This is a genomic window from Georgenia sp. Z1491, from assembly GCF_057652395.1.
The window spans coordinates 23,269-37,311 of sequence record NZ_CM172729.1 but is presented as its reverse complement, the minus strand read 5'-3'; the positions used below and the strand labels follow the sequence as shown (position 1 = coordinate 37,311).

Genomic DNA, 14,043 nt, shown 5'->3' with positions numbered 1-14,043 from the left:
TCGGCGCGGTGCGACGTGACCCAGGTCCCCCTCGATGTCCACCACCCGGGGGATATCCCCCGGTCGGGTCGTCTGCCAGCACCCTGCCCGGCCCGTCCCCGGGCGCAATAGCGTGACCGTCATGAACCCGACCTCTTCCACCGCCCCGGGCGTCCCCGGGCCGGCCGCCGCCGTCGGCCGTGCCTCGTTCGGCCGCGCCTCCCTCGGTCGCGCGGCCGGCCTGGCCGCCTCCGGTCTCGCCGACCTCGTGTTCTCCGGGATCGTCAGCCTCACGCTGGCGGTCACGGTCGTCACGCTCCTGGCCACGGGAGCGGGCCTTGCCGTCATCGGCGTCGGTCTGCTCCTCCTGGTGGGCACGCTCTACGTCATGCGCTGGGGCGTCGAGCTCCACCGGTGGAAGGCGCGCTCCCTGTACGGCGTCACCACCGCGCAGGGCTGGCGCAGCCCGCCGCCGCACGCCCGCACCCCGGGGTTCGGCAGCTACGTCGCCCGCCAGTGGGACCGGTTCAAGGACCCCGAGATGTGGCGCGGCATCGGCCGCATCGCCGCCGGCGCGATCCTCGGCATCGTGCTGCTGACCTTCGTGCTGTGGTGCGCCCAGCGGGTGGGCATCATGATCGCGGCGCTGGCCCGCGGGTACACGGGTGTCCCGCTCGGCCCGTGGGTCCTCGACACCTGGGCGATGGTCCTCGTGACACTCCTGCTCGTCGTCCTCGGCGCCCTGACCTGCCTGCTCTACGCCCACCTGTCGCGCGCCATCGACGCCGAGCTGCTCGGTGCCGTCACCCGCGCCGAGTACAGCGAGCGGATCCACCGCCTCGAGGGTGCCCGGCACGGCGCGGTCTCCGCCGCCGAGGACCAGCGCTACCGCATCGAGCGCGACCTGCACGACGGCGTCCAGCCCCAGCTCGTCAACGTCGCGATGACGCTCGACATGGCGCGCCGGGCGTTCGCCACGAACCCGGACGAGGCCCAGGCCCTGCTCGACGAGGCGCACACCTCCTCGAAGGAGGCCATCACCTCGCTCCGGCAGACGGTGCGCGGCATCCACCCGGCCGTCCTCACCGACCGGGGGCTCGACGCCGCCCTCTCGGCGCTCGCCGCACGGTCCACGGTGCCGGTCGACCTCGCCGTCGACCTGAGCGAGCGGCCCGGGCCGGAGGCGGAGGCCACCGTGTACTTCGTCGTCGCCGAGGCCCTGGGCAACGTCGCCAAGCACTCCCACGCCTCGTCCGCCCGGGTGACCGTCCGCCCGATCGGCCCCGACGGCGACCACCTCCAGGTCGTCGTCTCCGACGACGGCGGTGGCGGGGCCACGCTCGACGCCGGGGTGAGCCACACCGGGCTGCGCGGCATGCGGGACCGGCTCGCCGCCGTCGGCGGGTCGCTCACCCTGACCAGCCCGCACGGCGGCCCGACGACGATCGTGGGTGAGCTGCCGTGCGGATCGTGATCTGCGAGGACTCCGTCCTCCTGCGCGCCGGGCTGGAGCGGCTGCTCACGTCCGCCGGCCACGAGGTGGTCGCCGCACTGCCCGACGCCACCGGCCTGCTCGACGCGGTGCGTCCCGGCGTCGACCTCGCCCTCCTCGACGTCCGGATGCCGCCCACGTTCACCGACGAGGGGGTGCGCGCCGCCCTCGAGCTGCGGCGCCGGGACCCGCACGTGTCCGTGCTGCTGCTCAGCCAGTACGTCGAGCACTCCTACGCGGCCGACCTCGTCGCCCAGCACCCGCACGGCCTGGGCTACCTGCTCAAGGACCGGGTGGCGGACGTCGGCGACTTCCTCGAGGACGTCGACCGCATCGCGGCCGGCGGCACCGTCCTCGACCCCGAGGTCGTCTCCCAGATCCTCGTCCGGACCCGAAGGAGCCAGCCCTTGTCCGACCTCACACCCCGGGAGAAGCAGGTGCTGGCTCTCATGGCCGAGGGCCGGTCCAACGGCGCGATCGCCGCCGCCCTCAAGGTCTCGCCCGGATCGGTCGAGAAGCACGTCTCCGCGATCCTCCTCAAGCTCGACATCCCCAATACCCCCGACGAGAACCGCCGCGTCCTGGCGGTCCTGCGCTACCTGGAGTCCTGATGAGCACCGACGACACCACCCGCGAGACACCCGCCCGGGAGGCTCCCGTCCCGACGGCCTCCACCGGCCCCGGCAACCCTGGCCGAACGATCCTCGTCGGCCTCTCGGCGCTGCTCGTCGGGCTCGCCGCCGTCCCGCCGGCGCTGGGCTACGTCCAGGGCCGGCCGGACGGCCGGCCCCTCGACGTCGACGGCACGACGGCGGCGACCACCATCGAGGTCGACACCGACCGGGCCGACGTCACGGTCGTGCCCACGGCCGGTGACGAGATCGAGTGGTCCGTCGTCGGGGGGCGCGGCACCACGTCCGCGGACCTCACCGAGAGCGGGGACACGGCCACGCTCGAGGTCGACGACGGGCGCGGCGGCTGGGCCAGGATCGGTCCCAGCTTCGACCTCGACTGGATGGGGCGGCGCTCGAGCGACACCGCCCTGGTGACGGTGGCGGTCCCCGAGGGGACCGACGTCGTCGTCAGCTCGGGCTTCGGGCGCGTCCAGGCCGAGGACGTGGCGCTCGGCGACCTGAGCGTGGAGTCGTCCTTCGGGAGCGTGCTGGCGTCCGGGTCCGCCGAGAACCTCGACCTGCGCCTCGACTACGGCGAGGTCACCGCCGTCGACCTCGCGGTCGCCGGGGCGATCGAGGTCTACGCAGACTTCGGCGACGTCGAGCTGCGCTCGCCCGAGGTCCCGACGTCGGTCGACGTCGAGGCCTCGTTCGGCGACGTCACCGTCGCCCTGCCGCCCGGGCCCTACTCGGTCTCGCACGGCTCGGACCTCGGCGACGTGCGGAACCTCCTCGAGCAGGCCGGCGACGGGCCGACCGTCCCGGTGCGCCTGCACACGAGCTTCGGATCTGTGACCGCCGAGACGTACTGAGGCGCGCGGCCGACGGCCGGCCGTGATCCGGGGCTCCGGGCCGCTTCGCCCGGGCCCCGGCACGTCCCCGACATGCCCCACGTCACACGCCTGTCATGCGCGCGTGGCAGTGTTCTCCCACCGCGGCGCCATGAGGGCGCCGCACCTGGCGGGGGGAGCAGGGCATGGACCGGATCGAGGTCGTCCTCGGTGACATCAGTGCGTTCGTGTGGGGGCCGTGGCTCCTCATCCCCCTCCTGGGGCTCACGGGCGTCATCCTCACCGTTCGCCTGCGCGGGATCCAGTTCCGCACCCTTGGTGCGGCGCTCCGCCTCGGCATCGGGCGTCGCAAGGACGCGGGCGCCGACGACGGGGACCTCTCGCAGTTCCAGGCGCTGACGACGGCGCTCGCCGCGACGGTCGGCACGGGCAACATCGTCGGCGTCGCCACGGCGATCGGCGTCGGTGGGCCCGGCGCACTGTTCTGGATGTGGGTGACCGGGCTGTTCGGCATGGCGTCGAAGTACACCGAGGCGTTCCTCGGCGTCCGGTTCCGCACCACCGACGCCGCCGGCGAGAAGTCGGGGGGCCCGCAGTACTACCTCGAGCGCGGGATCCGGGGCCCGCTGGGCAAGATCCTGGGCCTGTTCTTCACGATCGCGGCGGCCATCGCCGCGTTCGGCATCGGCAACATGACGCAGGGCAACTCGATCGCCGGAAACATCGAGGGGTCGTTCGGCGTGGACCGGTGGATCACCGGCATCGTGCTCACGGTCTTCGCGCTGGTGGTCCTCGTCGGTGGGATCAGGTCGATCGGCCGGGTGACCGCCGGGTTCGTACCGATCATGATCGCCTTCTACGTCCTCGGCGCCCTGTTCATCCTCGCGGTCAACATCGGCGACCTGCCTGCCGCTCTCGGCCTCGTGCTCAGCGACGCCTTCACCGGGACCGCCGCGACCGGCGGATTCGTCGGGTCGACGATCATGCTCGCCGTCCAGTTCGGCGTGGCCCGGGGCATCTTCTCCAACGAGTCCGGCATGGGGTCCGCCGCGATCGCCGCCGCGGCCGCGAAGACCACCCACCCGGTGCGTCAGGGGCTCGTCTCGATGACGCAGACCTTCATCGACACGATGATCGTCGTCACCTGCACGGGCCTGGTCATCGTCACCACCGGCGTGTGGGACGTCGGCGAGGACGGGGCCGCCACCATGACCGGGGAGGCGTTCAGCCACGGGCTGCCGGGCGACTGGGGGCACTACATCGTCACCATCGCGCTGGCGATGTTCGCGTTCTCCACCGTGCTCGGCTGGGCCTACTACGGCGAGCGGTGCATGGAGCGGCTGTTCGGCCGCAGGCTGGTCATGCCGTACCGGGTCGTGTTCTCGCTGGTCGTGTACGTGGGCTGCACGGTGCCGCTCGCCGCGGTGTGGAACTTCTCCGACGTCGCCAACGGCCTCATGGCGCTCCCGAACCTGGTCGGGCTGCTCATCCTGTCCGGCCTGGTGGCCCGGGAGACGCGGCACTACCTGCGTCACGACCCGCGGCTGACGGCCGGCAAGGCAGAGGTCGACGCGTTCATGGCGGGCCACCCCGGCGGCATCGACACCTACGAGTCGACCGGTCGCTAGGCGGCGCGGGCAGGAGGGGCGGGAGCGGGGATCGGGCCGGGAGCTCGGGCACGGAGCTCGTTCGGCCGGCCGTGCACGAGAACGGGGCCCGGGCAGCGCTGCTGCCCGGGCCCCGTCCGTGCGCCTGGTGCGGTCAGGCCCCCTGGACCTGGCCCGCGTTGTTCTCGAGGTGTGCGCGGACGAACCACTGGAACTTCTCGAGCTCCGCGGTCTGGCCGATGAGGATGTCCTCGGTCATCGGGTCGACGTCGCCGACGGCCTTGATGGCCTTGCGGTGGTCCTCGACGACGCCCGTGTAGACGTGGTCGAGCGCGGTGAGGTGCTCCTGCGTGCTCGCGCGGCCCACCGCGTAGTCGTCCCACGTGCGGTCCTTGACGAGCGCGCCGGGGGTGCCGATGGGCTCGGCGCCGAGGGTGGCGATGCGCTCGGCGAGCTCGTCCGCGTAGCCGCGCACGAGCTCGACCTGGGGGTCGAGCATCTCGTGGACCGCGATGAAGTTCGGGCCCACCACGTTCCAGTGCGCGTGCTTGAGCGTGAGGTGCAGGTCGTTGAGCGCGTGGAGCCGGTGCTGCAGCTCGTCCGCGACGGAGCGCCCCTCGGTGAGCGAGAGGCCCGGGACGGTGTAGCCGGAGTTCGTGGAGTCAGCCATGATCAACCCTTCCGCAGCGTGTGTCGCCGCTTGTCATACAGTCCCGCAGGGGGTCGCTTCGTGGGCGTCCGGCGGTGCGGGGTGAACGGTTCCCATGGTAGTCGGCACGGCGGTGCGGGGGCCACCGGAACCGCATGATTCCGCCGTTGGAAGGCTGTCTGACTAGACACGCAGGGAAGGCTCACCTAGCGGCGAGCACCGCCGTGAGACCGTCCAGACCGGTGTGTGCGGTCAGTGCGAAGTACACCGCGAGGACGGCTCCCACGGCCCCGACCGCGACGGCCCACGTGGGCGGTCGAAGGTCCGGTGCGGAGCTCTTGCGCAGCCTCAGGAGGACCGCGACGAACGCGAGCACGAGGACGGCGGCCGCGATCGCCTGGAAGACGTCGAAGCGGAAGAACTCCACCACCTCGCCGTTGACGGTGCGCATGTTCTGGATGTTGAAGCTGACGACGAGCGGGAGGACCGCGAAGATCGCCGTCACCCAGGTCGGCCCCGGGATCGTCCTGTGCCACGGCCGTCCGGAGGCCGAGCCGGAGGCGGACGCGGGGGCGGGGGCCTCGTCGGTGTCGGCGGCCTGGATGTGCGGGGGGAGCGAGGAGGACATGGCTGCATCGTGGCCGGTCAGGACCGGTGCGCGCTCGGCGCGAACAGGGGAGTGCTGACCGGGCAGAGGTGTCCGCCGTCGTCGTCGGGGACACTGGTCCTCTCGCGGGAGCCGCCCGCGAGGGGAGGCCGGCCCGCATCCGGAGCGACCGGGGCCCGGCCCCGGGGAGAAGAGGCAGCTGCCCGTGGACGTCGTCATCGTTCCCACGCCCGCCGAGGTCGGCGAGCGCGCCGCCGAGGTCACCGCGCGACTGCTGCGCGCCGCCGGCTCCGAGGCCGTCCTCGGGGTCGCCACGGGCTCGAGCCCGCTCGGCCTGTACGCGGGCCTCGCCGAGCGCGTCCGCGCCGGTGAGCTCGACCTGTCCCGCGCGTCCGCCTTCGCCCTCGACGAGTACGTGGGCCTGCCCGACGGTCACCCGGAGTCCTACCGCGAGGTCGTCCGACGCACCGTGACCGAGCCGCTCGGGATGGACCCGGCGCGCGTCCACGTGCCCGACGGGCAGGCTGCCGACCTGGACGCCGCCTGCGTGCGGTACGAACGTGCGATCGCGGAGTCCGGCGGGGTCGACGTCCAGATCGTCGGCGTCGGTGTCAACGGGCACATCGGGTTCAACGAGCCGGCGACCTCGCTGGCCTCGCGCACCCGCGTCGAGCTGCTCACCGATGACACCCGGCGCGCCAACTCCCGGTTCTTCGCGTCGATCGACGAGGTGCCGAGGCGGGCGGTCACGCAGGGTCTGGGGACCATCCTCGACGCCCGTCACGTCGTCCTCGTGGCGACCGGCAGCGCCAAGGCGGACGCCGTGACCGCCGTCGTCGAGGGGCCGGTCGGTGCGCGCCGGCCGGGCTCGGTGCTGCAGCTGCATCCCGAGGTGACGGTCGTCGTCGACGAGGAGGCCGCCGCCGGCCTCGAGCTCGCCGACTACTACTGCCAGATGACCGACGCGCGGGAGGCGCTGCTCGGCGACTGACCGCGCCCGGCGCACGGGTGCGGAGACGGCTCGGCGCCGCCCTCCGGAAGGTTCCGGAGGGCGGCGCCGAACGGGCGTGCGGGGGATGCGGGGGCGTGAGGGGGTGTCAGGCTCCGACGTTCGCGCCGCGGATCGCGGCGAGCGCGGAGGTCATCTGCTCGACCGAGGCGAGCAGCGCGTCGATCTCCCCGTCGCGGCGGGCGTCGGGCTGGACCCCGTTCTCGCCGAACTCGGTGAACAGGCTGAGCGAGACCTGGCCGCGCACGGCCACCATCTGTGCGTTGGCGACGATCTGGCGCCACTGCTCGACGGCGCGTACGCCGCCGTCGGCGCCGTAGGAGACGAGGCCGACCGCCTTGTGCGCCCACTCCGGGGCGATCGTGTCGAACGCGTTCTTGAACGCGCCGGGCACGCCGTGGTTGTACTCGGGCGAGACGAAGATGAACCCGTCGTAGCCGTCGATCTCGGTGCTCCACGCGCGGGCCTCGGCGGTGCCGTACTCGCGGTTGGCGGCGCCCGGGACGACCGGGTCGGTGAGGATCGGCAGGTCGAACGCCTTGAGGTCGACGATCTCGTAGTCGACGCCGTCGCGCTGCTGGGCGTGGCTGTACACCCACTCGGCGACGGACTGGCCGGCGCGACCCTCGCGAACCGAACCGATGATGATGCCGATCTTCATGTGCGCTCTCCGTAACGATGTCGGGGTCGTGCTGCGGTCGCCGGCGTCAACGGGAGCGCGCCTAGTTCCATTCCTATGCATGCGGTGGGGCGGGTCACGTCTCAACTCCCCGTCCCCGACGCCGGGTGCGGGGGGCTGTCCTGGCACGATGCTCCTGGCCGGCGGCGGACGCCTCCGCCCGGTGCCACAGCACCGTCGCACTGTCCGGTGCCTCGTCCCGTCATCCAGCGGAGCCCAGCAATGTCCACGACGACGCACGTCCCCGAGCGCCTGGAGCAGCACGACCGTGCCGGGTGGCGCGTCCGCCTCGGCGAGCTCGTGACGTCGCCCGGTGTCCAGCGGATCGTCGTCGTGCTCATCATCGTCAACGCGGTCACGCTCGGCCTCGAGACGTCCGCGACCGTCATGGACCGCGCGGGCGGCCTGGTCCTCGCAGTCGACTCGCTGTGCCTGCTCGTGTTCACGGTCGAGATCGCGGCGAAGCTCGTGGCCTTCGGCGGCCGCTTCTTCGAGGACGGTTGGAACGTCTTCGACCTGCTCGTCGTCGGGATCGCGCTCGTGCCCGGGTCGGGACCGCTGGCGGTGCTCCGCTCGCTGCGCGTGCTGCGGGTCCTCCGACTGGTCTCGGTGCTGCCGCGGCTGCGGTTCATCGTCGAGGCGCTCATGCACTCGCTGCCCGGCATCGGCTCGATCGCCCTGCTGCTGGCGATCATCTTCTACGTCTCGGCCGTGATGGCGACCTCGCTGTTCGGGACCGGGCACCCCGAGTACTTCGGCGAGCTCGGCGACTCGCTGCTCACGCTGTTCCAGATCATGACCCTCGACAGCTGGGCCGGGGCGGTCGTGCGGCCGATCATGGAGACGCAGCCCTGGGCGTGGATCTTCTTCGTCGTCTTCATCCTCGTCTCGGCGTTCACCATGCTCAACCTGTTCATCGCCGTCATCGTCGACACGATGCAGTCGATCGGGCACGGGCGCGGACAGGTGGAGGACGCGGACGAGGTGGCCGACGACGTGGCGCGGCACCCGGGCGACGACGAAGAACGGCACCGGGGTGACGACGTGGCTCGGCACCCGGGCGACGACGAGGAACGGGCGCAGCTCGCCGAGGTGCTCGCCGAGCTGCGGGCCCTGCGCGCCCAGGTCGACGCGCTGCCCGGGCAGCGCGTCGACGCGGAGTCCTGAGCCCGGCGTACGACGTCGGGCCCGAGCGCCGGCCGGACCCCGGTGGTACTGCCGGGTACCCGGCGGTGCTGCCCGGAACCCGGGCGTGCCGACCGGTCGACCGCTACGGTGTGAGGACTCCTCCCGCACAGAAGCGAGGTCGACATGTCGCACGACATCGAGGTCACCGTCACCGTCGACGCCCCCCGGCCGGAGGTCTGGCGCGCGTTCACGGTCGACGTCGGGATGCGTCCGTGGTGGTGGGCCGAGGCCGGGGACGTCACCTTCGAGCTGCCCGAACGCGTGGACGGCCGGTACCGGATCGCGTCGCGTTCGCTGGACCTCGCCGTCAGCGGGTGGTTGCTCGAGAGCGACCCGCCCGCGCGTCAGGTCCTCACCTGGCTGCGCGAGGGCGAGGCGCCGCCGGCCGACCCGGAGTTCGACCATGTGACGATCACGCTCGAGCCCGACGGCTTCGCGACCGCCGTCACCGTCCGGCACACGACGCACCTGGGCGACCCGGCCGAGCTCGAGCGCGCCTGGCACGGGCTCCTCGGCTCGCTCGTGCGCCTCTACGACAACACGCACTGAGCAGGCCGACGGGCAACCACCGCACTGTCCGAAAACCGCCGGTGGTGAGCGTCGTCGTCGTGCATGCTTGACCGCGTGAGCACCGCGATCGACGACGCCGCCGCCTACGCGGCGTGCTCGGCGCGCGACCCGCGCTGGGACGGCCGCGTCTACCTGGGCGTGACCTCGACGGGCGTGTACTGCCGCCCCTCCTGCCCGGCGCGGATGCCACGGCGGGAGAACTGCCGCTTCTTCCGCACGGCGGCGTCGGCCGCGACCGCCGGGTTCCGCGCGTGCCGCCGCTGCCGGCCCGACACCCTGCCCGGGCGCCGCGCGCCGGGGGAGTCGCCGGAGCTCGTCGAACGCGCACTGGCGATGATCGCCGGCGGCGTCGTCGACGAGGTGGGTGTGCCGGGCCTGGCGGCGCGTCTGGGTCTCCAGGAGCGGCGCCTGCACCGGATGCTGACGGCCGAGCTCGGTGCGGGGGCTCTCGCCCTCGCGCGGACGCGGCGCGCACAGACGGCCCGCACGCTGCTCGAGCAGACCGACCTGCCCGTCACCGACGTCGCGTTCGCGGCCGGCTTCGCCTCCGTGCGTCAGTTCAACGACGTGGTCCGCGCCGAGCTCGGCGCCTCGCCGACCCAGGTCCGGGCCCGGGCGCCACGATCGCCCGGGGCGCGTGGGCGGGGCGTGCCCCGGGGTGCGTCCTGGGGTGCGGACGGTTCGGGCGAACGGGTCGCCGACGGCGCGGCCACGCTCACGCTCCGCCTGCGGGTCCGGCCGCCGTTCGACGGGCCGCGCCTGGCCGCGTCGATCGCCCAGCACGCCGTCGACGGCGTGGAGACCGTGACAGACGTCGAGGCGACCGCGACGCTGCACGCGGGCGGGACGTTGCACGCGTCAGCGACCGATGTCGGGGCGACCGCGAGGCTGCACGCTGCCGAGACGTTGCACGCGTCAGCGACGTTGCACGCGGCGGGCGGGCCGGCGCGTGTCAGCGTGGAGCTGTCGGACCTCTCCGGCGGTGGTCCGAAGCCGTGGGACGGCGACCGTGCGCACGTGGCGATGCGCGCCGACCTGACGGACCTCGCGGACCTGCCGGCCGTCGTCGCTCGTGTACGCCGGTGGCTGGACCTCGATGCCGAGCCGGTCGCCGTCGCCGACCACCTGGGGTCGGACCCGCTGCTCGCGCCGCTGGTGGCCGCCCGTCCGGGGCTGCGCGTGCAGGGCAGCGTCGACGCGTTCCGCACGCTGATCGTGGCGATCCTTGGCCAACAGGTCTCCCTCGCGGCAACCCGCACCTTTGCCGGACGACTCGTCGGGGCGCTGGGCGAGGCCGCGCCATGGCGCGGCTCGGTGTTGACGGGCGCGAGCGTCCTCGGAGAGGCGACGGGCGGCTCTCCCATGGCCCCCGACGACGCCGGAGCGGCCGGACCGTCTCCGGCCGCTGCGTCCGGGGCCGTTGCGTCCCCGGCTGATGCACGTCCGGCCGGGCCGGCTTCGACCGATGTGTCCCAGGCTCTCCTGTTTCCGACGCCGGAGGCACTCGCTGCGGCCGGCCCGGAAGCGATCCGAGAGGCCGTGCGCATCCCCGCAGCCCGTGCCCGCACCGTGCACCGCGCAGCCGAGCTGGTCGCGGGTGGGCTCGACCTCGGACCGGGAGCGGATGGCGAGGACGTGCGCGCCGCTCTGCTGGACGTCTCCGGCATCGGGCCGTGGACCGTCGACCTCCTCGAGCTGCGCGGCCTCGGCGACACCGACGCGCTCCCGCCCGGCGACCTCGTGCTTCGCCGCGCGCTCGGGCGCCTGCTCGGCACGACGCCCGACCCGTCTGCCGTCACGGCGCGGGCCAAGAGCTGGCGGCCGTGGCGCGCCTACGCCACCACGCACCTGTGGACCGACGAGATGGAGAGACCATGAGTGAACAGCTGCACGTCCTCACCGTGCCGAGCCCGGCCGGAGACCTCACCGTCGTCGTCGAGCCGGGCACCGGCGTCCTGCGGGGCACCTCGTTCTGGGGTGCCGACGACATCCTCGGCAGGCTCGGCCTGGGGCCGGACGAGGTCGTCGGGGGCACGGGTGAGCCGGCGCCACGCACGCCCGCGACCGACCGGGTCGTCGAGACCTTCGCCCGGTACGCCTCCGGTGAGATCGACGCGCTCGACGCCCTCGAGGTGTCCCAGCCGGGCGGACCGTTCACCCAGCGCGCGTGGGCGGCGATGCGCGAGGTGCACGGCGTGGCTACGTACGCCGAGATCGCCGAGACGGCCGGCAGCGCGACGGCGTACCGCGCCGCGGGCAGCGCGTGTGCGCGGAACCTCGTCCCGGTCGTCGTGCCGTGCCACCGGATCCTCACGTCCGACCGCCGGGTCGGCGGCTACTACTTCGGCGGCGAGACCAAGACGGCGCTCCTCGAGCACGAAGGCTCCCTCGGGAGCGTCCACCGCTGACGGGTGAGCGCGGTTCGGTAGGAACGAACCGCGCTCACTCGTGGGGCAGAACGGCCCTCACTCGTGGGGCAGAACGGCCCTCACTCGTGGGGCCGCACCGCGCTCACGCCGGACTAGGCACGACCTGGTTGGACCGAACTCCGCTCACTCGTCGGGGATGGCGGAGGCCCGGCGCGGTGTCGTCGGTGAGTCAGCGGGGTAACCGTCGAGGCAGTGCACCCGGGGGACTGCCTCGACGGTTACCCGATTGTCTGGGCGACGGTGCGACACCGCGGCCAGCTCATCCATGGGCAGAACCGCGCACACTGGTCAGGCCCGGGCAGCGCCACGCTCACTCGTCGGTATCTTGACCGGGTGCGCGCGGGCGCCCTACCGTATCCGAGTAATCGATTTCCCAGCGACCGACGGACGTGACGATGACGCACCCCGAGACGCCGCGCCGTGCCACGGCCCCGCGGTACCCGGACATCGAGCAGCCACCCTCCTGGGCCGAGGCGTCGTGACCACGCCGGCCCAGGTCTGCGTCGTCGCCTCGTTCATGTACGACATGGTGGCGACCGCGCCGCGGCGCCCGGCCGAGGGGGAGACGCTCGTCGGGACCGGCTTCGCCACCTTCGTCGGCGGCAAGGGGTTCAACCAGGCGGTGGCCGCCGCGCGGTCCGGCGCGAGCACGGCCGTCGTCGGCCGTGTCGGCGAGGACCACTTCGCCACGGAGTTCCGCGAGTTCCTGCGCGCGGAGGGGATCGGCGACGCGCACGTGACCGGCGACCGCGAGCAGGGCACCGGAGTGGGCCTGCCGGTCGTCGTCGAGGGTGGGCAGAACTCCATCATCATCGTGCCGCGCGCCAACGAGGCCGTGACGATCTCCGACGTCGAGGCCGCCCGTCCGGCGATCGAGGTCGCCGAGGTCCTGCTCCTCCAGCTCGAGATCCCGCTGCCCGCCGTCCGCCTCGCGGCGCAGATCGCGCGCGACGCCGGCACCACGGTCGTCCTCAACCCCGCGCCCTTCGCCGATCTGCCGCCGGACGTGCTCGGTCTCGTCGACGTCCTCGTCCCCAACGAGGTCGAGCTGAGCCAGCTGGTCCCCGGCGAGCCGGACCCGGCCGAGGCGGCGGTCGCGCTCCGGCGCAGCGCGGGGTGCGTCGTCGTCGTGACGTGCGGGCGCGCCGGCGTGCTGGTCGTCGACGACGAGAGCGCTCCCCGGCGCATCGCGGCGCACCGGGTGGACGTGGTCGACACGATCGGCGCCGGCGACGCCTTCTGCGGCAACCTGAGCGCCCGCCTCGCCCTGGGCGACGACCTCGACACCGCGCTGCGGTTCGCCAACGCCGCGGCCGCGCTGTCCGTGACCCGCCCGGGCGGCGCGCCGGCCGCACCACGCGCGGCCGAGACCGCGGACCTCGTGGCAGGGGCGGGGTCGTGACGCGGATCGTCGACGTCGCCGCGCGGGCCGGCGTGTCGACCGCGACCGTCTCCCGTGTGCTCAACGGGACCAAGGTGCGTGCCGACCTCGAGGAGGCCGTCCGGCGGGCCGTCGACGAGCTCGGCTACAGCGCCAACCGGGCGGCACGCTCCCTGCGGCGCCAGTACAGCGACGTCGTCGCCCTCGTCATCCCTGACGTCGAGAACCCCTTCTTCACCTCCGTCGCGCGCGGGGTGGAGGACGTCGCACAGGCCGCGGGTCTGTCGCTCGTGCTGTGCAACACCGACGACGACGTCGAGAAGGAGCAGAGCTACCTCTCTGTCGCGGAGTCGGAGAACATGGCGGGCGTCATCCTCGCCCCGGCGGGCGACGCGCCCGATCTCACGCGGCTCCTGGGCCGGTCCCGCGCCGTCGTGGTCATCGACCGTGAGGTGCGGGACCAGGTCGACCAGGTGCTGTTCGACAACGTGGGCCTGGGTCGGAGGGCGACCGAGCTCCTGCTGGCCCGGGGGCACACCGACGTCGCCTGCATCACCGGTCCGCGGACCACCAGCACGGCCGTCGAGCGCGCGGCCGGGTGGCGCGACGCCCTGGGCGACGCCGGGATCGGCGCGGACCGGCTCGTCCACGCGAACTTCCGTGTCGACGGCGGGCGGGCGGCGATGACCGAGATGCTCGCCGGCCCCACCCAGCCGGACGCGGTCCTCGCGACGAACAACCTCGTGGGGGTCGGCGTGCTGCAGGCGCTGGCCGCCTGGGGCGGTCCGCGGATCGAGGTGGGCATCGTCGGCGACCTGCCGTTCGCCACCTCCGACGTGGCGGACGTGGCCCGGCTGCCGCTGAACCCTCGCGAGATGGGGGTGCGCGCGGCACGCCTGCTGGTCGACCGGATCCGGGGCACGGCCGGCGAGCCGGGGACGCACGTCCTCGGGACCGACCCCTGACCGGGGCTCCGCCGGGCCCGTGA

14 protein-coding genes are annotated in these 14,043 nt (G+C 73.4%); 11 read left to right on the top strand and 3 right to left on the bottom strand.

Annotated features, from left to right (window positions below; all coding sequences use genetic code 11):
• Positions 1-121 precede the first annotated feature (121 nt).
• The 4 genes from AC24HA_RS00165 (at position 122) to AC24HA_RS00150 (ending at position 4,564) form a co-directional block, all read left to right on the top strand.
• Positions 122-1,453, top strand: coding sequence for a sensor histidine kinase (locus tag AC24HA_RS00165; RefSeq protein ID WP_425707506.1), 1,332 nt, complete (start codon positions 122-124; stop codon positions 1,451-1,453).
• Positions 1,441-2,082, top strand: a complete 642-nt coding sequence (locus AC24HA_RS00160; RefSeq protein ID WP_425707507.1) for a response regulator transcription factor — start codon at positions 1,441-1,443, stop codon at positions 2,080-2,082. The genes AC24HA_RS00165 and AC24HA_RS00160 overlap by 13 nt, the downstream gene beginning before the upstream one ends.
• On the top strand, positions 2,082-2,957 hold the full coding sequence (locus tag AC24HA_RS00155) for a DUF4097 family beta strand repeat-containing protein (protein WP_425707508.1): 876 nt from the start codon (positions 2,082-2,084) through the stop codon (positions 2,955-2,957). The genes AC24HA_RS00160 and AC24HA_RS00155 overlap by 1 nt, the downstream gene beginning before the upstream one ends.
• 164 nt (positions 2,958-3,121) lie before the next feature.
• Positions 3,122-4,564 carry an alanine/glycine:cation symporter family protein gene (locus AC24HA_RS00150; protein ID WP_425707509.1) on the top strand — a complete coding sequence of 481 codons (1,443 nt, stop codon included), beginning with the start codon at positions 3,122-3,124 and terminating at the stop codon, positions 4,562-4,564.
• Positions 4,565-4,697: 133 nt separating this feature from the next.
• On the opposite strand, the gene dps is transcribed toward AC24HA_RS00150, so the two are convergent.
• Positions 4,698-5,213 carry a DNA starvation/stationary phase protection protein Dps gene (gene dps / locus AC24HA_RS00145; RefSeq protein WP_425707510.1) on the bottom strand — a complete coding sequence of 172 codons (516 nt, stop codon included), beginning with the start codon at positions 5,211-5,213 and terminating at the stop codon, positions 4,698-4,700.
• Between the two features lie 181 nt (positions 5,214-5,394).
• Positions 5,395-5,820 (bottom strand): hypothetical protein, encoded by a 426-nt coding sequence (locus AC24HA_RS00140; RefSeq protein ID WP_425707511.1) that lies wholly within the window; start codon positions 5,818-5,820, stop codon positions 5,395-5,397.
• Positions 5,821-6,004: 184 nt separating this feature from the next.
• Between AC24HA_RS00140 and nagB the strand changes: the two genes are divergently transcribed.
• Positions 6,005-6,790, top strand: coding sequence for a glucosamine-6-phosphate deaminase (nagB, locus tag AC24HA_RS00135; RefSeq protein WP_425707512.1), 786 nt, complete (start codon positions 6,005-6,007; stop codon positions 6,788-6,790).
• A 106-nt stretch (positions 6,791-6,896) separates the two neighbouring features.
• Here nagB and AC24HA_RS00130 read toward each other — a convergent pair whose 3' ends face one another.
• Positions 6,897-7,469: an NADPH-dependent FMN reductase gene (locus AC24HA_RS00130; protein WP_425707513.1), complete on the bottom strand. Its 573-nt coding sequence runs from the start codon at positions 7,467-7,469 to the stop codon at positions 6,897-6,899.
• A gap of 240 nt (positions 7,470-7,709) precedes the next feature.
• Between AC24HA_RS00130 and AC24HA_RS00125 the strand changes: the two genes are divergently transcribed.
• The 6 genes from AC24HA_RS00125 to AC24HA_RS00100 all read left to right on the top strand — a co-directional run bounded on the left by AC24HA_RS00125 (position 7,710) and on the right by AC24HA_RS00100 (position 14,020).
• Positions 7,710-8,654: an ion transporter gene (locus tag AC24HA_RS00125; protein WP_425707514.1), complete on the top strand. Its 945-nt coding sequence runs from the start codon at positions 7,710-7,712 to the stop codon at positions 8,652-8,654.
• A gap of 144 nt (positions 8,655-8,798) precedes the next feature.
• Positions 8,799-9,224 carry an SRPBCC family protein gene (locus AC24HA_RS00120; protein ID WP_425707515.1) on the top strand — a complete coding sequence of 142 codons (426 nt, stop codon included), beginning with the start codon at positions 8,799-8,801 and terminating at the stop codon, positions 9,222-9,224.
• Positions 9,225-9,299: 75 nt separating this feature from the next.
• Entirely contained in the window at positions 9,300-11,123 is a 1,824-nt protein-coding gene (locus AC24HA_RS00115; protein WP_425707516.1) for a DNA-3-methyladenine glycosylase 2 family protein, read from the top strand.
• A complete protein-coding gene (locus AC24HA_RS00110) occupies positions 11,120-11,653 on the top strand; it encodes a methylated-DNA--[protein]-cysteine S-methyltransferase (protein ID WP_425707517.1) in 534 nt (177 codons plus the stop codon). The genes AC24HA_RS00115 and AC24HA_RS00110 overlap by 4 nt, the downstream gene beginning before the upstream one ends.
• 499 nt (positions 11,654-12,152) lie before the next feature.
• Positions 12,153-13,076, top strand: coding sequence for a ribokinase (locus AC24HA_RS00105; protein ID WP_425707518.1), 924 nt, complete (start codon positions 12,153-12,155; stop codon positions 13,074-13,076).
• Positions 13,073-14,020: a LacI family DNA-binding transcriptional regulator gene (locus tag AC24HA_RS00100; RefSeq protein ID WP_425707519.1), complete on the top strand. Its 948-nt coding sequence runs from the start codon at positions 13,073-13,075 to the stop codon at positions 14,018-14,020. Before AC24HA_RS00105 ends, AC24HA_RS00100 begins: the two co-directional genes overlap by 4 nt.
• Positions 14,021-14,043 lie beyond the last annotated feature (23 nt).

Coding starts and splice junctions, on each gene's coding strand:
- AC24HA_RS00165 (WP_425707506.1), top strand. CDS start 122: ATGAACCCGACCTCTTCCACCGCCCCGGGCGTCCCCGGGCCGGCCGCC.
- AC24HA_RS00155 (WP_425707508.1), top strand. CDS start 2,082: ATGAGCACCGACGACACCACCCGCGAGACACCCGCCCGGGAGGCTCCC.
- AC24HA_RS00150 (WP_425707509.1), top strand. CDS start 3,122: ATGGACCGGATCGAGGTCGTCCTCGGTGACATCAGTGCGTTCGTGTGG.
- dps (WP_425707510.1), bottom strand. CDS start 5,213: ATGGCTGACTCCACGAACTCCGGCTACACCGTCCCGGGCCTCTCGCTC.
- AC24HA_RS00140 (WP_425707511.1), bottom strand. CDS start 5,820: ATGTCCTCCTCGCTCCCCCCGCACATCCAGGCCGCCGACACCGACGAG.
- AC24HA_RS00130 (WP_425707513.1), bottom strand. CDS start 7,469: ATGAAGATCGGCATCATCATCGGTTCGGTTCGCGAGGGTCGCGCCGGC.
- AC24HA_RS00125 (WP_425707514.1), top strand. CDS start 7,710: ATGTCCACGACGACGCACGTCCCCGAGCGCCTGGAGCAGCACGACCGT.
- AC24HA_RS00120 (WP_425707515.1), top strand. CDS start 8,799: ATGTCGCACGACATCGAGGTCACCGTCACCGTCGACGCCCCCCGGCCG.
- AC24HA_RS00110 (WP_425707517.1), top strand. CDS start 11,120: ATGAGTGAACAGCTGCACGTCCTCACCGTGCCGAGCCCGGCCGGAGAC.